This is a genomic window from Kitasatospora sp. UYEF31, from assembly GCF_057291755.1.
Map to the genome: position 1 here is coordinate 60,103 of NZ_JBXAWK010000025.1, position 20,715 is coordinate 80,817.

Here is a 20,715-nt window from a genome sequence, read left to right on the forward strand (position 1 = left end):
TTCCGACGGATGGGAAGCCGTCCGTATTTATGAGAGCGTCTGACGGGTCAGTGTTCGTTCTAACTGGGGATATTTCTTCAGGTCAGGCGGGGATCGTTATCCAGCCTGGGCCGACGGGCCTAGATATGGCCTCTGCCGTGGTCGCGTCAGAAGACTATGCCACACTTGACGGCGGCAGTGTCACTAAGACGCGTTATGGCATGCGGAAAATCATGCTGCCGCTGCTCCTGGCCGCCGGGGACCGTAATGCGTTCATGCAGCTCCGGCGCGCCTTCAGGCAGGCGTTGGACCCCAAGCGGGGCCCTGTGACCTTGAGCATGGCCGAACCGTCCGGTTACATCCGCAATATCAGCGCGTACTACGAATCCGGCTTTGAGGGCGACGAGTCGCAGGGTGGCACAAAATGGTGCCGCGTCGGAATTGTCTTTCTGTGTCCCGATCCATTCTGGTACGGACAGTCAGTATGGAGCCGCTACCGCCTGACGGGCTCTAAGCCTTTCCTCAGCGGTACACCCGCCGCTCCGTTCTTTCCGCTGCGCATTTCGCCGTCGATCCTGTCGCCCGGCGGCCAGCTCATTGACTCATATTCTGACGTGGACGCGTGGCCGCAGTGGCGCCTGTACGGCCCTATGGGGCCCGGCGCGGTTCTTGCGAACACGACAACAGGCCAATCGCTACGGATTGATATTGCGATTGCTACAGGCGAGTACGTGGACATTGATACGCGACCGGGAAGGAAGACGGTAGAAATTGTTCACACCAATGGCGCGAGAGAGAATCTTTGGCCAAAACTCGGGCCATCGCCGTCGCTGTGGTCGCTGGTGCGCGGCGTCAACAATGTCGCCGTTACCGCGCCGGGGGCCGTGGACACGACGGCCATTGAGCTGACGTATACGCCTAGACTACTGGGGTATTGATGGGCCAATTTATTATTGATGTATGCGGCCCTGACCGTAAGCGCCTCGGCCGCATCGAGTCTTACCGTAATGCGGGTGTTGTGATGCGCGCTAATGCGGCGTCCACGTGGTCTGTCGTCATCCGCGCCGACGACCAGGCTGCGCAGTACCTGAGGCCAGGCGGCCGGGTAGTGATCTACCTGGAAGGCATATCAAGGCCCCTCGTTTCAGGGCCCGTAGAAATGCTCCAGGTGTCCCTAGGTCAGGAAACATCGGATTCGGGAACACTTTTCTGCCAAGGGACCGACGACACGGCGTTGTTGAAGAATTATGCCGCGTACGCAGATCCGTACCATGACCTGAACAGTCAATCTCAGAAAACGCTAACGGTAGATTACAGCGCGGGCGAAGCCGTATCCGCGTTGGTTCGTTTCAACCTCGGCGAGGACTCTCTAGCGGCCCGACGTGTGGCGAATTTGTACGTCGGCGACGGGACTTATCTTATTGCTGGTCGACGGGTAACGAAACAAATTGCCTACGGTAATCTTTATGACATCGCTACTGCGATCGCGGACACCGGGGGTGTCTATTTCCGGCTCGTGCAGGACCCGGCGCTTAACGTTCTCACCGGGGGTGTGGATAGCGAGTCGATCAGCCTTGACCTGACTGCTACGCGGGACCTGTCCAAGACGATCCGCTTTTCCCGTGAGATCGGAAACCTCAAGGCCGCGCAGTATTCCCTGTCTGCACCTAAGGCCACTTCCGTAATCGTGGCGTCCAAAGCGGACGTGAACGGCTCGTACTACTACCAGAAGGATTTTCCCGCACCGGCGGCAGAGTGGAACCGGAGAGTGGAGTACATGGCAGAGAGGTCGGATATCGACCGCCCGGCGGTATTGAATGACTCGGACGCCAATTACCGCGCCCTGGCTCAGGAAGCGGAAGAACGCTACGCGGAGAGCAAGGGCGGCGGAAGTTTGGGGATTACGCCTGTCGACACGGAACAAGTTCAGTTTGGCCGGGATTACTGGGTCGGCGATACAGTGACTGTATCAATCAACGGGGTGGACTACGTAGACAGGGTAAGCGAGGTCGCCTTGTCCGATGAGCCGGACAGTTTTTCGATTGTTCCGAAAATCGGCGCTGACGCTACGGAAACCCCGGATCTTTATCGTCAGGTTCAGAAAATTTGGCGGGCCCTGGACCGCGTCAATGGCAGGAGATAAATAACCATGGCTGAGTATTTCTACCCGTTCGATACGGGCAGTGGTAGCGCTGTGCGCGCCGCCGAGTGGTCCAAGATGGCTTCCGCCTACGGAATGGATGGAGTCGTACGCGGAATCGCCTCGGCGGGGCTGTACCCCTCTGCTGACGGTGTCAGCATGACGATCAAGGTCGCCCCGGGCGATGCAAATATTAGAGGTTTTCACTACTCGTCTGACGCGACAATTAATATCGCCATCCCGCCGAATGCGGGGAGCGGAACGCGGTATGACCGCATCGTCATCCGGCTGGATATGTCCGCGCAGAAAATTTCTACGGTTCTTCTACAGGGCGTCGGAAGTAATACGCCCGCGCTCTCTCAGGGAGCGCAAGGAGTTTGGGATATTCCTCTTTGCCAGGTAACCGTAAATATCGGCGTCAGCGCCATTACAACCGGCCAGGTCATGCGCGAGCGGGTATTGATCGGTACGGGCCTGCCTCAATTTGAAAGCCTGGACACCGCACCGAAAGCGCTCGGTGCCACGGGCGTCGTCATGCGCGACATTAATCCCGGTGGATCAATCGTCATGTACGAGGGGCCCGCATGGGGAATTGTTTCGGATATGGGCGCGGCGAAAACCTACGTTCCCGTATTTCAAGGATTCACGGATCCACAACCGATGTTGTCAGACCTCAACGTCGTGGGTTCTTATCGCTTCATCGCCAAAGATCTAGCTTATCTTTCGGTTCAGATTTCCCCGACGAAAGATCTCACATCGCCCTACGGGTGTTACATTTCTCTACCCTTTGCGGCTTCTGCCAGCTTGGGCCTACAGCAAATCCCGGGTGTATTTTACGGCCTGAACTCTGACGGCCTTGGGATTGCAAACCTGACCATTCCAAGCGCCTTGGCTCAGGGAAGCAAGTCAACTGCAAGTCTCCATGTGTCGAATAAATCTGCGGCGCCGTCATCTAACGGCACAGCACTTTCCCCACTTCAGGTCATGAAAGCGGGAAGCCGCCTGTCGTTCGGCGGGGCGTATTTTGTAGATAACGAAGTAGGCTACTATTCGGAATTCATGTAACTATGAATCTCATTCTTACCGTCGTCGGCGTATGCGCCGTGCTAATCGTAATTGCCGCGTCCGTCATTGCGGCCCGCACAGCGGGCCGCGTCCAGGTCGCGGAGCTTTGGCGGGCGGAGGCCGAAGCGCAGAAAGCCCGCGCCGACAGGCTATCGAGCGACCTTGACGAGATTAAGCGGCGACTGGCCGTCGTTGAGGACCAGAACAGGTCCCTTATGGATTTGATTGCCCGCCTGGGCGTCCCGCACGCTCCCCCGGGAGCTATGTAAGTAAGTTCGACGGGGCGACCTTCAGGCCGCCACCGCTAAGGTTTGTTTCAGTTAAACAACTTCATAAGGAGTACCCGTGGCTACTGCCGCAGACGTAATCCGTATCGCCCGCGCCGAAATTGGCGTACACGAGGGCTGGTCTAACGGCCATTACAACAACCGCCAGAAATACAGCCCGGCCGTTCCCGGCCTGGAGTGGTCGCAGGATCAGGCATGGTGCGCGACCTTCTGTTCCTGGACATTCATGAAAGCCGGTGAATCCGACTCTACGCCGCGAACGGCATCGTGTCTTGACGCCGTCGAGTACTACAAGGAACGTGGCCGATGGTCCGAATACCCCGCCGTAGGCGCTCAGGTTTTTTACGGCCCTACCGGTGGAGTTCATACCGGAATTGTCATCGCGTACGACGCGAACACGATTACCACTATTGAGGGGAACACCAACCTCACAGGTTCCCCCGAGGGAGACGGCGTCTATCAGCGGGCCCGCCTTCGCCGTTCCGCCGACACGTACGGATATGGCTATCCCTCGTACGATCACCAGATTGATTCGGCAGACCCGGGCTTTCCTAAAGCGTCGTCCTTCGAGTCGTTCCCGGGCGCTGATTTCTTCCACGGAGGCCAGGTATCCGACGTAATTACACGCATGGGCCGTCGGCTCGTCCAGGAGGGCTGTTCCGCGTATTCGGTGGGGCCCTCCGCTGATTGGGGCCCGGCGGACGTCCGCTCTTACCGTAAGTGGCAGATCAAGCGTGGCTATACCGGCGACGATGCCGATGGCTACCCGGGCAAATCCTCGTGGGATGCGCTGCGAGTCCCCCGGAGCTAACGCAAAAAGGCCCCTGCCAGCCGGCAAAAACCTACTGGATAACTTCCGATTGGAAACCTCATGCCCGACTTCCTTACCCGCTACGCGCCGCGCCTGTACGCCGTCGTAGCGGCCGGCATCGCCCTCGCTGCGTACTACCTGCCAAGCCTACCTGTTGCCCTGGTTTTGGGCGTCGCTGCGGCCCTTCTGGGCACTGGCGAGGCCGTGCAGCGGGCGGACGACCGCAAGACCCTGGCGGCCCTGCTTACGGACCGTCCGGCGTATGACCTAACGCCCCCGCAGTAGGGGCACGAAAAAGGCCCCCGTCCCTGTGCAGAGGGCGGGGGCCTTTCCCGGGTTGCCGTGGTTAGCGACAGCGGCGGCCCGGCGGGCCACCTGTTACAGATTCTAGCCCGGCGGGCCGCCGCCGGGTCCAGGTCCGGTAGTTGCCCTGTATTTTCCCCGCCCACCGCAGTGCGGACACTGCACCGTTGCTAATGTTTGCCCTCCGTCGAAGCAGCCGACGGGCACTGTAATCTCACCCCTACCGCCACACGTTCCGCAGTATGCCGTTAAGCGTGCCCACCGTTTCTTACGGTCGTCGTAACCCTCACCGGGCATTTCCGCCCCCAAGCGGTTGAGGTAGCCCCCGCCTTACGGCGGGGGCTTTTTCTGCTACTTGTTACGGTTCAGATACTGATCTGATTCGCGGTCGCGCTCTTCCTGGTCCTTGCGTTCCCGTTCTACCTTTTCGAACAGGCCGGGAAACTTTGCCGCTTCGGCCGCTTCCAGGCTTGCCAGTCGCCGGGGCTCCCTAAGAGCGGCATTCTTGCCCGTCCATCGCAGACAGATTGATACGCGGCCGTCAGCCGCCAGGCGTTCGATCAGAACATACGCTACGTCGATTTTTGCGTATGTGGTGGTGGATCCGCTAAACATTTGTTCGGCGTCTGCCTTATGCGTCCATTCGGACGTATGGTTAAGGCCACTGGCCCCACCGGTGCGGCATCGGTACACGACCTGTTCTTTGTCGTTGCTCATTTCATTCCCTTATAAATGTCGTCGTACTCGGTAACGAATGCATTTTCGCCGTCCCATGACGCGGTTACCCGCCACGGAAGCGTTTGACCTTTTTTCGGCATTATGGGCCTTCCTGTAGTTTTTTGTATTTTTGTTCGGTGGTGCATCACGTGAGGCCGGGAGACCGGCCCCCATGAAACGCTATCGAACGCCGTCCGGCGTGTGCGGCTGCTTATGGATACTGACATCAGCGGGCAACTTCATCACGCCATTGTTTACCCGATTAGTCCAGTCCTACGAGTCCGGAAAAGTTTACGCCGGGGACCGGCCCGGGCGCTACGGTCTTGCGGGGGGCAGGCGCGGCCTTGGCGCCCGCCTTGTGGGCTTGCGTGGGCACGGTGACCGTGACTGCTTGCCGGGGCTGCGTAGACGCGGCGGCGGTAGCCACGGGCGGACGCGCGTCTTCCCTTTTCGCGTCCGGGCTGTAGTAGTACCGCAAAGACGGGCGTCCGCCCGTTGAGGGGCCTTTTTGCGCAACTACGCCGGGAATTCCTTGAACGATATTCCTAATTTCCGGCCCTGTAGCGTCATATTGGAATTGCGCCGTAAGGTCACGTTGCTTTACGCCGTCATGTCCGGCCGCGATAATGGCGTTGGTTAGAGATTCCACGAGCGCTTTTTGAGCATTTGATTTATCCACGGTAACGATTGATTTGATCGACTCGAAGCAGTAGCGGACAAAGCCCCATGCGGCGTATAGGTCTTCAGTTGAAATCAGCTTCCGGCAATCAAGCGCCGCGTACACGCCCGCCACTCGGAAAACCTGCATAGGCCCTCGTACCGCGAACGGCTCAAGGAGGTTGTCTCTATCGCCCCATGATTCAATTTCGCGCCGGAGTGAGTTGTTCATCAAATCTAGGGCATCTCCGGTCGCGCCGATGCTTTTTGCTCTCCGAGCGAAGAGCAACCCCTCTTCAATAAGGAGTCCGGCGGAATTGAGCGCTACCGGCGGAATGGCATGCCCGTACTTGATTTCCTGCGAGCGCTCTACCCCGACAATCAAAAGGCGATTGTACGAGCCCCCGGAAATATCTCGCCCCGAGACCGCCCCTCGAAATTCCTGCGGCGTTACGTGTCCGTGTACGCCGACGTATGGCCTCTCTACGGCCATCGCGCTACGCGCCGTAGTGGATGAAATGTTTAGAACATCCCAACATTCCCGGAGAATGCCCGCAAGGGTGGCATCCGCCTTGCTGCGGTTCATGAGCGTTACGTATTCTTCGAGCTTGAGCAACATCCGGTGATCAGATGGATTTCTGCCCGTATACGGAATCCCCATTTCCTCTGCTTCAATTTTGGCCTTATTATCCGCAGAACTCCGCGTTGCCAAGGCCGCAACGATTCCGGCCCCCGACGTCGCGCCGGTGACCGTATGACTTCCAAGAAATCCGGGAGCCGACAGCTCCATAATTCTTGCGGCCATTCCCCAAGCGGTCCCCTTGCGGCCTCTAGATGTCTCTCCGGCAAGGAGAGTCCAAACCAATAGCGGTTGTTCTAGCGAGCCGATATGAAGCCGCGCCGACGGACCGATATTGGTAGACGTGGCCGTAAGCAGGCCCGCAAGGACGCCCCGAGGGTCGGCCTCTGTGTGTGGCGCTACGGCCTGGACGGCCTGAAGGACTGCGCCCGTGGCCATGGTGTCGATGTCTGTCACTGCGTCACTCCTTTAGTGCGGCGGTAGGGCGGGCCCGGGATGATTACTGCACCCCGGGCCCGCCCTTGCTTACCTAACGCGCCGTTGCGACCGGCCGACCGGCAGCTACCCAGGGCGGGTAGAACTCTGCGCCTAGACGGCCTTTCGTGCCGACCGGTTCGCCGCTCTCTCGCGCAAACGCCCGTGCGTTTGCCGTGTCCGCCTTGCTGTACCCGCCCTCAGCGGCCGTACCGGCCGACCGTGTAGTGGTGGCGGCTCGTATGGGTCGTGCGGCGGCCGGTACGGCCTTAGGGGAGGGTACGACGACTACGGGGGGCGCCGCTACGACTACCGCCGGACCGGCGCCCGCGTCGCCCTGGTCATCGTCCAGGGCGACGCCCGCAACCGCCGTGTCCGATCGGTCGGCAAGCCACGCGACGGACGTGGCGATCATTTTTCCGCAGGGCACGCACGCGGCAATTTCACCTGTGACAGCGTCCTGCTTGTCGTCACCGATGTAGCCAGACTGAATGCCGAATTGTATTATCCGTACGGCAATTGTGGTAATACCGCCAGTAAAGCATGGTCCGCAAATCTGCGCCGTGACTTGCATTTCCACGATGCACTCCCTAGGAGTTTTCTGTTCAGGGCCGGTTGCCCCTACCCGTACACGGACCGATTCCTGTAGTCCGTGTACGAGTAGGAAGAGCCGGATTTAGCAGTAGTCCAAGTGGTAGCGGCTCATCGCCGCTCGGTACGCGGTTTCCTGTGTGGCGTATTCTCCGACAGGGGTTACAGTTTCAGTCCCTTCCCCGTCATAGTCCATACCGATTTCGTGGCCGGTAACGGTCCATCCGCCGTGTAGTCCAGCCTTGATCATGTAGAACACTCCGAACGCCATAGGCGGTACTACCAAAATGGCGTCTCGCGCTTCCAGGTCAATAACGTATCCCGTGTCAGCGTCTTTAATTATCATTTGCTTACCTCATCCGTATTGGTTTTGATACTGTCGTCCGTCATGTCGGAGCGCGGATTTAGCTGGTTCATGCTTCCCGTCGGATGCCCTGTCAGGAGAAGCGGCCCCCAGAAGGTTTTTGTGCTCCCGCACACTCGCAATCTAAGGTCGTCGAGATAAATATCGACTCCGGTCCAGTCGCTGTGTACCGTCCGGCGTCCGCCCGTCCATACGCACCATTTTTGTAGCGGCTCGTATCAAACCCGGTCGCCGGGATGTATTGGTGACATGAGATTCCCTCCCCGTACGCCCCGCCCAGCCTGGGTAAGGCTTGCGGGCGCCCCCGGAATCGAACCGGGGACAGGCTGATCGCTGCGGCCTGTAGAGCCATCTACGCCCGACCGGCTAGCCGGTCGTTACGGTCGTTTCACTTCTCCACTCCCCTTGCATCCCTTGCATACAACCTGGCTTTCCACGGTAGTGACCTTCCCGTTCTTGTCCTTCCGCTGAACTTTGGTCTTTTTCCAACCAGTGCCATTGCAGATACCACATATCGCATAGCCCTTGTTTGCCATGATCTATCCTCTTTCAATCGCACGCCCTGGATTAGGGCATGACAGAGCGCACGGGCCGGATTGAACGGCCGCCGAATGATTCGGCCCTAGTCCAGTACTAGGCGTGCGCTACGTCGATTAGACGTCGTCCTGTTAGTACGTACGTGTTATGCGAACTTTCACTACATGTCCACATGCTGACAGTTTGCGTGTATGCGACTGGCAGTAGTCCGCACCCCTACTAGGTGCGGTCAGTGCCCCGTAAAAGAATCGAACCTCCCTACCGCACCTAAGCGATAGCCGCTTACGGAGCCGCTAGGCAGTCGCCTAGCCCTTCTCTATCCACGCGGCAGAAAGTTCCCGCATTATTCCACATTCGATTACGTACGTAGAAGCAGTCGCATAGATGGCGCTACTGAACGGAACCCTTTCAATTACGCAACCTTCGGCCCACTCCGGCGGATCGGTCACAATCGGATACGAGTAAGCGCCCGACTTTCCTTCCAGTGCGAGTGTTGGCGTTGAATACTCATCCGACACATACCACTCATCTCCGCCCGAGTCGGTATAGATCTCGTTACCCCAACGATCCACGTGATACGGCATACCATCCCCTAATGTTTGACCTATAGAGCGCTCCCGATAGGGAGTCGCGTCCGGTAGCGGAATCGAACCGCACTACCCTGCGGTAGCCATTTCCGGACGTCCGCCTAAGCGGACAGTGAACTACTGACCTGTAGTGCTCCCTGGTAGCGCCTAACGTGGCCGATGAGGCGCTACCACTGACGGCCGCGCCGTATCCGGCCAAAACGTCCCCAGACGATACCCGGCAAGAAGTGCCAGAAGTACCGCCAGGCCAGCCACCATCACCGGGAACGTGACCCGATCAAACCACCGGGTACCCGCTACGCGTTCCGCCGGACGCGTCCGTTTGATCAACATTGCGTCAATCCGTGCCATTTTGCCTATGTTCTCCGCCAGCGTTACGCGCTGTAACTGCCTGCCGAACGTGTCCATACCTGCCACCTCGTGTAGATGCTGCTGTACGGTCGCCACAGGGCGGAACGAGAGCATTATCCGTGCTCTCGTTCCGCCTGCACGCTTGCTGACCTAACGTGCTACCCAGATGTTCATCCGGTGCATCCGACATTCCGGCCGGACACAGTTCGCCATTACGGCCGTTGTGTAATCAGCCTCAAAGTGTCGCGCCATTCTAAACAGCGAGCGCACAGTGTCCTGGGGAAAATCGACGGAGCGCGTTTCCCCATTCCTGCGAATTGTCAACAGCATCGGCCCACCTGCGCCCGGTTGGATCACTACCGACTTGATGACGGTAGAGCCACCGGTAATGATCATGTACCGCATGTCGTGCTTAACCAGACTTACAGACATACCGACTTGCCTCCTTGTTGTGATTGGTACCGCGTCACTTGCTTGTGACGTGAGGGTGAATCTCGCAGTGCATATTTTCGGAGCAGTACCAAACCCACGATGTGGTGAAGTACTCAAACCGCCGCAGCGCCAACCGCATCGCGTCGGCCAAGGTGCACCCGGGAGCCGGGAATTCGGTCATCCAACCATCCATTCCGATTACTAGGATTTGAACATCTCCCCGGTAACCCTCGGTAATCCGCACGAACCGGTTTACCCGAGAGTTCCCGACAGTGATCGTTCCCCGCCGCGAGTGTGACTTGATGAAACTGACACTCATGCCAGAACCTCCCGTGTGGCGTTCTAGCGGCCTAACCGGCCGCTAGCGGACCAGAGTCCGCAGCAACCCCTACCGGCCGCGATGAGGGCCGCTAGGGGTTCCGTCAAGCTCTGGTGAATGTCCTACTGGCAGGCAAAGTGTTGGCCAGTCTCGCGGTTCACGTTACGGCCGGTGTCTTAACCCGAATTTCTCGCTACTCCACATAACCCGCGCTTTCGACGGTACGTCGATGGGGGCTGTTAAATGATTGGAGTTTCGGCGTAGGGGCGCGATGCGCCATCCGGGGAGCCAGTCCGTAACGTCCGCTCCGTGCCACCGGAGCGGTTTCGCCGCGTTCTGAGTACGTCGCTGTGGAGTTATCAAGCTGCGGACCGTTCCTCCCGTCCGGTTTCATCCGGCCCGTTTGGCGGTTTCGCGCTGCCCCTTGGTGGCGACAACCCAGACACTGCCCTACGAGAGAACGAAAGTCCAGGACTCAATAACTAAGTAAGTTCGGATCGACACGCATGTCTATATGGAGTGGTCCAGGCGTGGCCGTGACCTTCTGTAAACTTACTTAGTTAGGGAAGGGTGGATATCGCGCACAATGCGCCGTATGCCCGAAACCTGACTAACGGAAAGTAGCCGCACTCCGACCTCCCGGAAGGGCTCTTTCCTTTGCCTTATCTTTGCCTACTGTCCCAATATGTCTGTCCACATTTGACCACCTGATAGGTTTTCCATATACCGCATATCAGGCAACGCTTCAGTTGCAGACCCCCGCTACCCTCCCCAACCGTTAACTAAGTAAGCACCCAATCCCCTAATGCCTAAACACCTATACCCCCCGGGGGTACTTACCCCTTACTTACATAGAGAACCCGCAGGGAGCGCCTTTCTTCTAATGCGTACGGGTTAGAGGCATTAGCATTAGTTAATCATTAGGGGCCTAACGCCCGCGCCGGCAAAGCTATTTGGGTCTAATCGTCAGGGTGGAGAATCACGGCTCATTCGGGGCCCTTGCGTGCTGCCACTACTGAATCCGAAAGAGACGCAATGTTAAGAGGGTTCGAATCCTACGACGCTCCCGTCGGTCCGTCGGAAACATCTTTTGACTAGGAGAGGGAGGTGACAAGCTTCCGCATGGCCTGAACGATTTGCAAAAAGCAGCCTTCATCGCGGGGTATTACGGGTACCCGGAGTGGTACCACTGTGCGATGAGAAAGGCCCCCGCCGGAAGGCGGGGGCCTTTCTCATTCCTCGTCGTCCTGGTCGTCGGTGCAATCGCACTCGTCGTACGGCCAGCGCCACACGGGCAGTGTTTTTTACTCTCCGCCATCGCGTACCGTCTCCCGATCCGCGTACGGGTGCTCGGGGTGCATCGTGGGCGCTAGGGCAATAGAGAGAATGACTCCGACAATGACGGCCCCAAGGCCGTGACTACGGCCTTGGGGCGCCCCGTGCTTGCCTGAGACCTTTCGGTGCCGGACGACTGTCACGGGGCCGCCGTACCGGTATCAGGGGACGTTACGACCACCACAGAAATTCCCTGTTTTGCCGCGCGATACTTTGCTTCCGGCAAGCCGGTCCGGCCTTGCCTGTCTACGTAGTAGATGACTGTCGGTACGGGGATATCGGTATCCTCTTCGAGGGTGTCATTCACAGTCGTCCTGCCCAATCTTGGTCTTCCCCGCCGGCCTGATCGGTCGGCATATAGCCCGCCCGGTAGCACGCCGGGCACAAAAGCCCGGCGCTGCCAAGGTCTTCATCCATGTCGTACCACTCGCTCGTTAGCGTTATCGCGCAGTTGCTGCATATGTGCGTCACGACTTGAACACCTCTGTGTGCTCGCCCATATCGGCGTTCTCCTTGCGGCAGGCCGGGGCGGGGTCTTAATTGCACCCGCCCCGGCTTGTATGAATAAGATTACGCGCCTGCCCCCTAAGAATTACCCCTTCGAATTAGCAGTTGTGTCCACGGTCCCGCTCTGCTTCCCTGTGACGGTCAGAGTTTTTGTAGTTCAACGCCCATGTGAGCTTTTCAATCGCCCGCGACAGTCGGCGGCGGTTAGAACTGTCCCTCATGTCCTTGCCGAGAAGGTATTTGCGTTCAATCACTGAAACGTGGGCCTGTCCGATGCGCTCCATTGCCTGGTCGATGTCCCAAATGGCAATGACCGGGGATGCCGCGTCAGCGGCCGTGTACTGATTTTCAGGGAGCGGCATCTGTGCCCGCGCCTCCGCCGCGTAGTACACGGTAGACAGGACGCGGCGAACGATTTGCGTCGTGTAGATGTAGCAGCCGGAATTCACGATTGCGTACTGTCGTTCTTTTTCCGCGTACCGCCATCCGGCGCGCTTGAGGGCGATTACTAGCGGCCCCTCTGGCAGCGTTTCCAGATAGGCCATATTGCCTACGGCAAAAAGGATGATCTCCGCGTAGATGTCCTCCAGGTCGACGTCAAACGCTCCGCGATGAACAGTTTTAGCGGCCTTCGTAGCGGCATTCACGATGTGATCCCAGGCCGCCGCCTCGTCCGGGGTTTCTAGAACTTGTGTCGCGCCGTACTGTTCCATGTCGCCCCCTCGAACGTGAATGAACCGTCGCTCTGGACCGGCACCGCGTACGGAGTAACGTCCGCGCCGCTGGTGTACAAGACGCCAAAGCCCATTTGCCAGTTGGCCGCACCGGACTTCAGATAGGACGCCTTGCGGATGTCCATGAGGTGGCCGACTTCAAGGCCGTACAAGGTGCTTGTGCGACCCATGTAGCCCGTCGTGTGGGGCGCGAGTCCCAGTCGGTGAGTGTGACCCATGACAATGCTCTTGTTGACCTTCAGGGCGCCATTCAGGGCCGTGCGCCCTGCGAGCTGAGAGAGACTGAAACCCAAATGGCCGTGCGTTGCCGTCCACCCCGGGGCGAAATCGTAAAAGTCGGCCACGAAGTCAATACCGTGGGAGTTGAAATCCAGAAGATTCGCGACGGCAAACGGATTGTCGTCCTCTGCGAGCTCCGGAGCGGACTTCTGGAGCTTCTTAGCGGGGCGCTCGTCGTGATTGGATCCCAGAACCGTTACCGGCCCGTCGTAGCCCTCTCGGAGGATTCCAAAAAAGCGTTTTCCGCGTTCGGAATCCGCTTTGACGGACGTATCGAACTGGGCTTTTGTTCCCAGCGTCCACACGGACGGCTGCGGGTAGTCCATGACGTCACCAATATGAATTACTTCATCCGGCTGGACGTCATGAATATAGTCCAGGAGGGCGCTCACCGCGCCAGGATGATGGTACGGAATCTGTGTATCTGAGATAACAGCGATGCGACGCATTACTCGACGTCCTTGACGAGACCGGACGCGTGCAGGGCGGCCAGGGTCTTAAGCCCCGCTTTTGCCGTCTTGTCTGCCTGTGCAGCAAGGTTCTTAAGATTGTTCGTGAAATATGCGATAGCCTCGCTCAGCTCTAGCCAGTCGTATTCCGGCTCCGCCGGGGCGGGCTCCGGCTTTGCGGTTTCGCCAAGAAGATCGGCTCCAAAAACCACGTCAGCAAAAAGCTTCGCGATCAGGGCGCCTATGAACTCCGCAGGGTCGTCGGCCGTCGGTGGAACCAGCTCGATTTCGTCATCTGTGACGATCAAATCAAAGTCGTCCGGAGCGGCACTCTCCAGCCGGACCGAGTACGGGAAAGAGCTATAAGCCCCCGTGCGGACGGTCGTAATGACACCTACGGAACCGACGGGGTCCAGGTCGTAGGGGGCGGTCAGCTGGACTCGGTCACCAACGTCGAAGTTCATTAGAAACCCGCCTTTTTCCGGAGTTCATCCGGTCCGTATTCAATTGTGAACGAGTTGACATCGTGCCCTGCGGGCATCGGTATCGCTCTCGCATTGTTCATCTGCTCGACGAGTTTGCGGCCAAATTCGGAACCCTGGCCGTCGTCGTCCGAGTCCGTCAGGATGACGACTTCATCGTAGCCTTTGAAGGCTCTAGGGAATTCCTTCGCCCAGTTCTGCACCCCTGCCACCCCTACGGCCGGGATACCGGCCTGTACGGCTGACATGGTGTCTATCTCGCCTTCGCAGACGGCAATGCGTAGGGTTTCCGCCGTGAAGGCGAGGACGTTGTACAATTTGACTCCGTCGCCCGGCTCTCGACCGTACTTAGCGTGCCCATACGCCTTGTGGTCGTGCACCTCGATACAGCGGTACCGAATCGAAACACTGCCCGTCATGTTGATATACGGGATGGCTATGCGGCCCCTGTACGCCTCATGGCCCGGCAAAGGGTCGGCGACGATTCCCAGTTTGAAGTATCGAACGCTGTCCCACGATAGGCCCCGCGTTTTCTCCAAATACTCTGCGCCGTCCAGGCTGCTTTGCATCTGCTCGTGATACAGATCCGTAGCGTCCGTCAAGAAATCCAGCCGCGATTTCTCGGGCACCGGAGAAATCACAACGCTCTTCCTGCATAATCAGATCCCACGAGTCCCCCTTAACGTCGCACCCAAAACACTGGAAATAATTGAAATCTGTACTGACGGATGCGGATGCACTCCGGTCCCCGTGCCACGGGCACCGGACCGGTTCCCAGCCCCCGCGTGCAGCGCATTCCCAATCGGGATGGTAGTGACGGATTACGTCAGCTATCGGAGGTTTCTCCGTCTGGCCCATAGGTCGCTCCGTAGTAGTGCCGGATCATTTCCCGGGCTACATGCCCCGGGAAGCACCAAAGACTTTCTCCCGGCCCTGCGCCGCGCCGCTTGAGGACCGCGCAGTAGTCTGGGACGTCCGCGTTATCGGCCTGAGCCTTGGCGGCGGCAAGGACCTGCCAAATGCTGACGCGCTCAACGTCTTTGCACTGCACAACTAATGGCAGGTTTGTAGCAATGTCGCCCATATCATTCCCTCCAAAGCGTTGTCCGTTGCGTTTCCATTCAAACCCGACGGCATTCATGTAACGGCAAACTGCCGATTCCCACTGGTACCCCTTGCGCTTGTTAGCGCGGTTGCGGGCTCTAATCGTCGGATCGACCACTGAAATACTCCACCCATAGCCGAAGGGCCCAGCCCGCAAGAGCAAGAAAGGCTAGATATCCGAAAGTCGCGGACGCGACCAGGAGGACGGCGTTCCACATCATGCTCATCCTGTAATCCTCATGTATTCCGGCTCCCACAGAAGCGGCGTGTACGTATGCCCGGACGGATCCGCTCTCGATCCCCGGTTTTTCACAGCGGACACATTTAGCGTCGCATCCATTTGCGCGCTTATACCCCTGTGGAGAGTCAGCACAACCTCTGGAATGCCACCGATTTGGCCCCGGATACCGGAGAGCGGAATCGGCTGATCGCCGTCATTGTGGGGCCCTTTAACGTGATGGAGGGCAATAATTGCGGCACCCGTATGCCGGGCAAGATCGTGAAGGTAGGCGCAAATGTCTTCCAGCGCCTGAAATCCTTCACCGCCGGTCGGGTGTGTGATGTTGGTGATGTTGTCAATTACGACTACAGCGGGCCAGCCGTAGATCGAGGCGAATATCGCAAGATCGGATTCTATGGTGTCCATAGTCGGCGACGCATCGAAATTGAACCTGATGCGAGAGTGGTATCCCAAGGCCGCGTCAAGGACTGCGGTTTCTTTCCGCGTAATAGCGTCCTCAACTTGCGCCGTAGACCATCCGGTAACGATCGCCGCGCCCCGTACGTACTGCACAAACGCGTCACTGTCAGCACTGAAATAGTACGTGGGGACTTTTGCGCCTAGCGCAACATTCAGGGCGAACGCCGATTTGCCAGTACCGGGTCCGGCCGCTATCAGATGAAGCTGTCCGCGCCGAATATGAATACCAGCGGCGGCCAGGGATTTATACACGGTAGGTATAGGGTCTCCGGCACTGCCGCGCTGACGGAGCCCCTGGACAAGCGTGAGCATATGTACCCCCAGGAGGGGACGCGGCGGGCTTGACGGCCCGCCGCGTCCGGCCGGGAAGGAAGGAAGTAAGCCCCCGCTACCCTGGCAGTTAGGTATGTATGTAAGGCCCCGCTAGTTCCACACGGCGGCGCACTGGTCCGGTGTCCCCTTAGGCGTCGGGCACATCCAGCCCGACCACGCCCCTTTAGCCCCGTTGCCCTGGCGGAAAGTTCGCGGGCCGTGCACACAAGCCGGGGCCGACCCGGTCGGCTGCACGGCGGCAGGCGAAGGCGGCGGCGGGCCGTAGCTCTGAGATGCGGTCGGCGGCTGGTAGGCGGCCTGGGCGCCGTACGGCTGGACCAGGGTTTCCGCCGTAGGCGGCTGATATGTGGGGGCCTGAACGGCGGCAGGCGGGGCCTGGAGTTCGGCGCCGACAATGTAGGCCGCGCACATCATCGAAACGGCGGAGCCGATGCGATTAGCGTCTGCGGCGCACGCCTCAATATTGGGCAGCCAATCCGCAATGCTCATGCCGCGAATGGTAATCTGCGCGCCGTCCGCACCCGCCCCAGGCCGTATGTTGAGGCTAAAAGGGGATTCGGGTACGGGGCTATTGGTATTGGGGTACATTCGTACTCCTATGAAGTTGTTTGTTTGAAGTTGTTTTGCTTGTCCAGTCTAGCGCGGCACTGTCGGCATACTAGCCGCCGTACAAAAATCCTTTACACCGCATGTGAAGCAGTGCTTGCCCGGCGACGCCGTATAGAGCCCTAGCCGCTCTGCCTGATCCATGGCCGCGAATTGTTGCTCGATCCATTCGTCCGGGTACGCGTTCAGGTCATACCAGTCTGTAGGGCCCGCGTCGTTTTTGCACATGTAGTAATCCCCGTACCAAACGGGCACGCCCCACAGCTCGCGCAAGGCCAGCGCGTAAACGGCTAGCTGAAACGGACTGTCCGGTTTACCGCCCGTTTTGATATCCCTCACGGTGACGCCTCCGGACGGCCAAACCATGATCAGGTCTATGAACCCGATGACATCCACGCCGCCGATGTCTACCCGAAATTTGTACTCGATCCCGGGAGTTCCGTCCGGCGCATGCCAGACTTTTTCAATTCGGTCACCCATGCGGTCTAGGTACTGAGCGACCTGCCCGGCACCCGCCGCGCGGCGGTTACTGATGTCCTTCTCTGTCCTTGTCCGGCTGCCTCGCATCCAGCGGGAAAGATCCGGTTCTGATTCCGTTGCCGTACGGATTTCCTCGTCGTACTTATCCGCAAAAATGGCCAACGGATCGCCCTCGCCGACTTCGGCGGCCTCAATTGCCGAGTGTACCGCCGTGCCTTGCGCAAACCAGGCTGCGGGACGGCCGTGGGCCTTTTCGACTCTGGATAGGCGGAACGCCTCTCCGCATCTGGAAAATGTTTGATACTGACTCACGGACCGATGGCCCGGCGTAACCGCAGCGGCTGTCACAGGCGCGGCACTCGGTAAACGTCGAAGGTGGCGAAATCGCCGTCGTGTATGGCGAATTCGATTACCTCCTCTACGCTGATGTGAACCGCGCCGGACGGAATGTACCCGAAAATTTCGGTGACGTTGTCCAGTGTGGTTCCGCTGTGAGCAATTACCCAAATTTCGATGCACTCGGAAAGCGTCGTAGCCATAACGCAACCGCCGGGCGAATCAATCGTCCCGTAAACCGTCCGCACGGTGTTTTTTTCTTTCTGCGCATTCATTTCCATGGCTGTAGTCATCGCGCGCCCCACTGCTAGCACCCCGGGGCGACCCCCGCCGTTCCGGTTGTGTGGGGATGACATTAGGCCAACGCGCTGTCACCAGCACCCCGCCGAAGCGATCATTATGATGTGAGTCGAATCACGTAGCCTTAAGGCAGATTTAAGCTTGACTACTCGTCAAATATCTGCGGGTCGGCACTTTACGCTCATTTTGTCCATATGCATAGCCGGATACGCGACTCTTTATAGCGCTCTGCGGAGAATCCGACAGTTGCCCCAAGATCTTTCCTAATGCCCGAATCATCCTTAAGGATTTTCCCCGTGGCGGAAAATAGCAACTTGCCAGCAGAGGGGCCTACCCGCTATTTAGCGGCACAGTCGGGACCGATCCCGGACCGGCTCAAGACACCTGACCGGCCGGGGACAGCAGAGAGCCCCGCCGGTCATGACCCCGGCGGGGCTCTCGTTCCACCGACTCCCCGGACGGGGATACCGCAGCGCGCTGCGGAAGGCATTCCCCGGGCCCAGCGCCTGTGCGCGCCAGGAGCTACCCAGCGAGCCGCACTCCTGGGAGGAACAGGGGCAACCCGGCTCCAGCGCGCCTGCCCGGATGCAACATTTTTTCAGACACCTCAAAACCGCGAGGACGGCCAGGCGCGCGGACAGGCGCGCAAGAGGGCCCCGCCGGAATGCCCGGCGGGGCCCTCTTGCGCGAGCGTCGCTAGCTCTGAAGCTCCTTGAGCAGAGCAGAAAACGCGGCCGGCGTGAACTCCAAGTGTCCGTTTTTGCGGAACTTAGTATCCCGAAGCCCGATCGGCGCGCCCGGGTCGGGCTCCTCAGTCAAGGCTGCCGCTTCGACGCAATCCCCGCCGGACCCGGAATACGTCGACGTACGCCACGTGTTGTCTTCGATGCTCACAGTTCTTTCCACCTAGTCTCAATAGCCTTTTTTGAATCTTCCAAGGACAGTGCCGCGCAAAGCAGGCGGTCCTTACCGCGCTTGTACCTACGGATATCTCTATCACCTTCCTTAAGGAGGCTGCCGCCCTCGTACTCAATGTAAACGACGCTCGTTTCGTACGGGCCGGGAAAGTCAATAATCGAGAAGCCTCCCGTATAGGCGCCTGCCCCGGCGCTGTACGGCACGACTCGGATACTAACGTTAGGGAGGTCGTAGAGATTTAGCATGTGCTCAAGCTGGTCTTTAAGGACCCCTCTTCCGCCGACTTCAATGCTCAGAGCAGCGGCGTTGACCACGGCAGAAAACAGAGCTGGATCACTGCTCGCAAGAATCCGCTGACGTTTAATGCGCACTTCCACGAGCGCTTCAGCATCATACGGATCAGAAACGAGGGCTAGTGCCCCCACGATCGCTGCTGCGTAATTACGCGACTGAAGCAGGCCGGGGACCATGCTCGAATTTGCAGTAAAAATCTCCGTTGCCTGAGATTCAAAGGCTATCAGCGCAGAATACGGAGCGGCCAGAATATCCGAGTACTCATCCCACCACTGGGGGGCGCTCTCTTCTAGCCGCGCCTCAAGAGCGCTCCGCGCCGACTCGTCTAGACCAAAGTGAGTGGCAAGCCGATTCAGGTCGTGTCGGCTAAGGGCGCTAAATCCTGTCTCCAAACGACTCTGCTTGGCCTTGCTCCAGCTCAAAGCGCTGGCAACTTGTTGCATGGTGAGCCCTGCGCCGACGCGTAGCGAGCGCAGCTCGCCGCCGAGCTTGCGGCGACTATCGGCGGGCGATACCGGCATATGCGACCCCTCAAGGCTGGCGCGCTGCATGCTTGCTGAGCTGCTCGTACTCACGGTATGCCCTCCGGGTGCGTGTAGGCAGTGGCTTTCTAACAGATTTCCCAGAACAGTTGCATGGAACCGCATGGAACTGCAATGCTACTCCCAGCCACCGCCGCTCCGCGCCGTCACATACTCTGCGCGGAGCGACATGCAGCCCCACATCAGGGAGAGCCATGTCCGGACCGATCACACCAGATCACGCCCCGTGCGGCGAGGCGTGGGCATCAGCGGCTGAGCGCATAGCCACGATCACGGTCGATCCCCGCCGCGAGTACGTGCCCGCCGTACGCAGCCTCACCCGGGCGACATGCGGCGTCGCGGGACTGTCAGAAAACGTCGCCGACACGGCGGAACTCCTGGTCTCCGAACTGCTGACCAACGCCATAGTGCACGCAAAAACTGCGACTACTGTGCGCATTTTGATCAGCTGGCCGCAGCAGCGCCTGTGCATCGACGTGTGCGACGGCAGCCCCGTCATGCCCGTCCTCAAGCCACCCAATGACCTCTACGAGGGGTCGCGGGGCCTACACGTGATCAAAACACTTGCCGACGCCTTCGGATGGGTCCCCATCGTGGGCGGTAAGCGAGTGTATGTCGAAATGAAAATCCGGTAAGCACGTCCCGACGACCCAAAGCCACTGCCCTAGCGCTGGGGTGGAAGAGCAGGCGTCATGTGTCATCGGGAAGGCCCTCCCCGGCTGAAACGGGGAGGGCCCCCACCACCTTAAACGATCACGACTCCACGCCCTCGGGGGGCATCTCATGACGAGCCAGGCACTGCCGTACAGCAGTGCGTTACGCACCACCCACGTCCCGCGCCCGCCGGTCGAGTACGACGCGGGGAACGCGGGGCGCCCCTACCTGATCGGCTCTGGGCCGACAATGTCAGACAGTCGCAGCGGCATGGTGTCGCCGGTATGGCGGATGGAGGCGTACAGCCTCTCCCAGGCGCTCGCAATCGTGCAGCAGCTGTATGAGCTGCTGCCGCTGGACGCGCAGCGCGCACTCCGTGAGGACATGGCACGGCCGGTCATCCGCACACACCCTGGCGCCCGCAGGGCTCTCGGATGGGGGTCGGCTGCATGAGGCACCGGCAGGACC

The 20,715-nt window shown here is 59.1% G+C and carries 19 protein-coding genes and 1 pseudogene; 6 read left to right on the top strand and 14 right to left on the bottom strand.

Annotated features, from left to right (window positions below):
* The first annotated feature begins 137 nt into the window (after positions 1 to 137).
* The 4 genes from AC0Z36_RS15015 to AC0Z36_RS15030 all read left to right on the top strand — a co-directional run bounded on the left by AC0Z36_RS15015 (position 138) and on the right by AC0Z36_RS15030 (position 4,282).
* A complete protein-coding gene (locus AC0Z36_RS15015; RefSeq protein ID WP_485463360.1) occupies positions 138 to 917 on the top strand; it encodes a phage tail family protein in 780 nt (259 codons plus the stop codon).
* Entirely contained in the window at positions 917 to 2,122 is a 1,206-nt protein-coding gene (locus tag AC0Z36_RS15020; RefSeq protein WP_485463361.1) for a Gp37-like protein, read from the top strand. The genes AC0Z36_RS15015 and AC0Z36_RS15020 overlap by 1 nt, the downstream gene beginning before the upstream one ends.
* Positions 2,123 to 2,128: 6 nt before the next feature.
* Complete coding sequence (locus AC0Z36_RS15025; protein ID WP_485463362.1) at positions 2,129 to 3,184, top strand: hypothetical protein; 1,056 nt, start codon at positions 2,129 to 2,131, stop codon at positions 3,182 to 3,184.
* Between the two features lie 345 nt (positions 3,185 to 3,529).
* Positions 3,530 to 4,282, top strand: coding sequence for a peptidoglycan-binding protein (locus AC0Z36_RS15030; protein ID WP_485463363.1), 753 nt, complete (start codon positions 3,530 to 3,532; stop codon positions 4,280 to 4,282).
* A 654-nt stretch (positions 4,283 to 4,936) separates the two neighbouring features.
* Here AC0Z36_RS15030 and AC0Z36_RS15035 read toward each other — a convergent pair.
* From AC0Z36_RS15035 to AC0Z36_RS15100, 14 genes and pseudogenes are all read right to left on the bottom strand, one after another.
* Positions 4,937 to 5,302: a hypothetical protein gene (locus tag AC0Z36_RS15035; RefSeq protein ID WP_485463364.1), complete on the bottom strand. Its 366-nt coding sequence runs from the start codon at positions 5,300 to 5,302 to the stop codon at positions 4,937 to 4,939.
* Between the two features lie 262 nt (positions 5,303 to 5,564).
* A complete protein-coding gene (locus AC0Z36_RS15040; protein ID WP_485463365.1) occupies positions 5,565 to 6,764 on the bottom strand; it encodes a YfjI family protein in 1,200 nt (399 codons plus the stop codon).
* A gap of 5,370 nt (positions 6,765 to 12,134) precedes the next feature.
* Complete coding sequence (locus tag AC0Z36_RS15045; protein ID WP_485463366.1) at positions 12,135 to 12,749, bottom strand: hypothetical protein; 615 nt, start codon at positions 12,747 to 12,749, stop codon at positions 12,135 to 12,137.
* Positions 12,719 to 13,498 carry a metallophosphoesterase gene (locus tag AC0Z36_RS15050; protein WP_485463367.1) on the bottom strand — a complete coding sequence of 260 codons (780 nt, stop codon included), beginning with the start codon at positions 13,496 to 13,498 and terminating at the stop codon, positions 12,719 to 12,721. The genes AC0Z36_RS15045 and AC0Z36_RS15050 overlap by 31 nt, the downstream gene beginning before the upstream one ends.
* On the bottom strand, positions 13,498 to 13,962 hold the full coding sequence (locus AC0Z36_RS15055) for a hypothetical protein (protein ID WP_485463368.1): 465 nt from the start codon (positions 13,960 to 13,962) through the stop codon (positions 13,498 to 13,500). Before AC0Z36_RS15055 ends, AC0Z36_RS15050 begins: the two co-directional genes overlap by 1 nt.
* Positions 13,962 to 14,621, bottom strand: a complete 660-nt coding sequence (locus AC0Z36_RS15060) for a toprim domain-containing protein (protein ID WP_485463369.1) — start codon at positions 14,619 to 14,621, stop codon at positions 13,962 to 13,964. The genes AC0Z36_RS15055 and AC0Z36_RS15060 overlap by 1 nt, the downstream gene beginning before the upstream one ends.
* Positions 14,622 to 14,649: 28 nt before the next feature.
* A pseudogene (locus AC0Z36_RS15065) lies at positions 14,650 to 14,838 on the bottom strand (CHC2 zinc finger domain-containing protein); the annotation flags it as partial.
* Complete coding sequence (locus tag AC0Z36_RS15070) at positions 14,807 to 15,202, bottom strand: hypothetical protein (RefSeq protein ID WP_485463370.1); 396 nt, start codon at positions 15,200 to 15,202, stop codon at positions 14,807 to 14,809. The pseudogene AC0Z36_RS15065 and the gene AC0Z36_RS15070, both read right to left, overlap by 32 nt.
* 105 nt (positions 15,203 to 15,307) lie before the next feature.
* Positions 15,308 to 16,036, bottom strand: coding sequence for an AAA family ATPase (locus tag AC0Z36_RS15075; RefSeq protein WP_485463371.1), 729 nt, complete (start codon positions 16,034 to 16,036; stop codon positions 15,308 to 15,310).
* A 171-nt stretch (positions 16,037 to 16,207) separates the two neighbouring features.
* A complete protein-coding gene (locus AC0Z36_RS15080) occupies positions 16,208 to 16,606 on the bottom strand; it encodes a hypothetical protein (protein ID WP_485463372.1) in 399 nt (132 codons plus the stop codon).
* Between the two features lie 147 nt (positions 16,607 to 16,753).
* Complete coding sequence (locus AC0Z36_RS15085) at positions 16,754 to 17,515, bottom strand: PD-(D/E)XK nuclease family protein (protein ID WP_485463373.1); 762 nt, start codon at positions 17,513 to 17,515, stop codon at positions 16,754 to 16,756.
* Between the two features lie 32 nt (positions 17,516 to 17,547).
* Positions 17,548 to 17,832, bottom strand: a complete 285-nt coding sequence (locus tag AC0Z36_RS15090; RefSeq protein ID WP_485463374.1) for a hypothetical protein — start codon at positions 17,830 to 17,832, stop codon at positions 17,548 to 17,550.
* 703 nt (positions 17,833 to 18,535) lie between these two features.
* The gene (locus AC0Z36_RS15095) at positions 18,536 to 18,733 is read right to left on the bottom strand and encodes a DUF397 domain-containing protein (protein WP_485463375.1); all 198 of its coding nucleotides are present in this window, start codon (positions 18,731 to 18,733) and stop codon (positions 18,536 to 18,538) included.
* Complete coding sequence (locus tag AC0Z36_RS15100; RefSeq protein WP_485463376.1) at positions 18,730 to 19,626, bottom strand: helix-turn-helix domain-containing protein; 897 nt, start codon at positions 19,624 to 19,626, stop codon at positions 18,730 to 18,732. Before AC0Z36_RS15100 ends, AC0Z36_RS15095 begins: the two co-directional genes overlap by 4 nt.
* A gap of 161 nt (positions 19,627 to 19,787) precedes the next feature.
* Here AC0Z36_RS15100 and AC0Z36_RS15105 point away from each other — a divergent pair, with 161 nt between their 5' ends.
* Both AC0Z36_RS15105 and AC0Z36_RS15110 read left to right on the top strand, forming a co-directional pair.
* Positions 19,788 to 20,228 (top strand): ATP-binding protein, encoded by a 441-nt coding sequence (locus tag AC0Z36_RS15105; protein WP_485463377.1) that lies wholly within the window; start codon positions 19,788 to 19,790, stop codon positions 20,226 to 20,228.
* 148 nt (positions 20,229 to 20,376) lie between these two features.
* On the top strand, positions 20,377 to 20,700 hold the full coding sequence (locus AC0Z36_RS15110) for a hypothetical protein (protein WP_485463378.1): 324 nt from the start codon (positions 20,377 to 20,379) through the stop codon (positions 20,698 to 20,700).
* Positions 20,701 to 20,715 lie beyond the last annotated feature (15 nt).

What these genes read in the sequence shown, in the direction of transcription:
- AC0Z36_RS15020 (WP_485463361.1), top strand. Translation starts at nt 917, where the DNA reads ATGGGCCAATTTATTATTGATGTATGCGGCCCTGACCGTAAGCGCCTC.
- AC0Z36_RS15025 (WP_485463362.1), top strand. Translation starts at nt 2,129, where the DNA reads ATGGCTGAGTATTTCTACCCGTTCGATACGGGCAGTGGTAGCGCTGTG.
- AC0Z36_RS15035 (WP_485463364.1), bottom strand. Translation starts at nt 5,302, where the DNA reads ATGAGCAACGACAAAGAACAGGTCGTGTACCGATGCCGCACCGGTGGG.
- AC0Z36_RS15040 (WP_485463365.1), bottom strand. Translation starts at nt 6,764, where the DNA reads ATGGCCGCAAGAATTATGGAGCTGTCGGCTCCCGGATTTCTTGGAAGT.
- AC0Z36_RS15045 (WP_485463366.1), bottom strand. Translation starts at nt 12,749, where the DNA reads ATGGAACAGTACGGCGCGACACAAGTTCTAGAAACCCCGGACGAGGCG.
- AC0Z36_RS15050 (WP_485463367.1), bottom strand. Translation starts at nt 13,498, where the DNA reads ATGCGTCGCATCGCTGTTATCTCAGATACACAGATTCCGTACCATCAT.
- AC0Z36_RS15055 (WP_485463368.1), bottom strand. Translation starts at nt 13,962, where the DNA reads ATGAACTTCGACGTTGGTGACCGAGTCCAGCTGACCGCCCCCTACGAC.
- AC0Z36_RS15080 (WP_485463372.1), bottom strand. Translation starts at nt 16,606, where the DNA reads ATGAGCATTGCGGATTGGCTGCCCAATATTGAGGCGTGCGCCGCAGAC.
- AC0Z36_RS15090 (WP_485463374.1), bottom strand. Translation starts at nt 17,832, where the DNA reads ATGACTACAGCCATGGAAATGAATGCGCAGAAAGAAAAAAACACCGTG.
- AC0Z36_RS15105 (WP_485463377.1), top strand. Translation starts at nt 19,788, where the DNA reads ATGTCCGGACCGATCACACCAGATCACGCCCCGTGCGGCGAGGCGTGG.
- AC0Z36_RS15110 (WP_485463378.1), top strand. Translation starts at nt 20,377, where the DNA reads ATGACGAGCCAGGCACTGCCGTACAGCAGTGCGTTACGCACCACCCAC.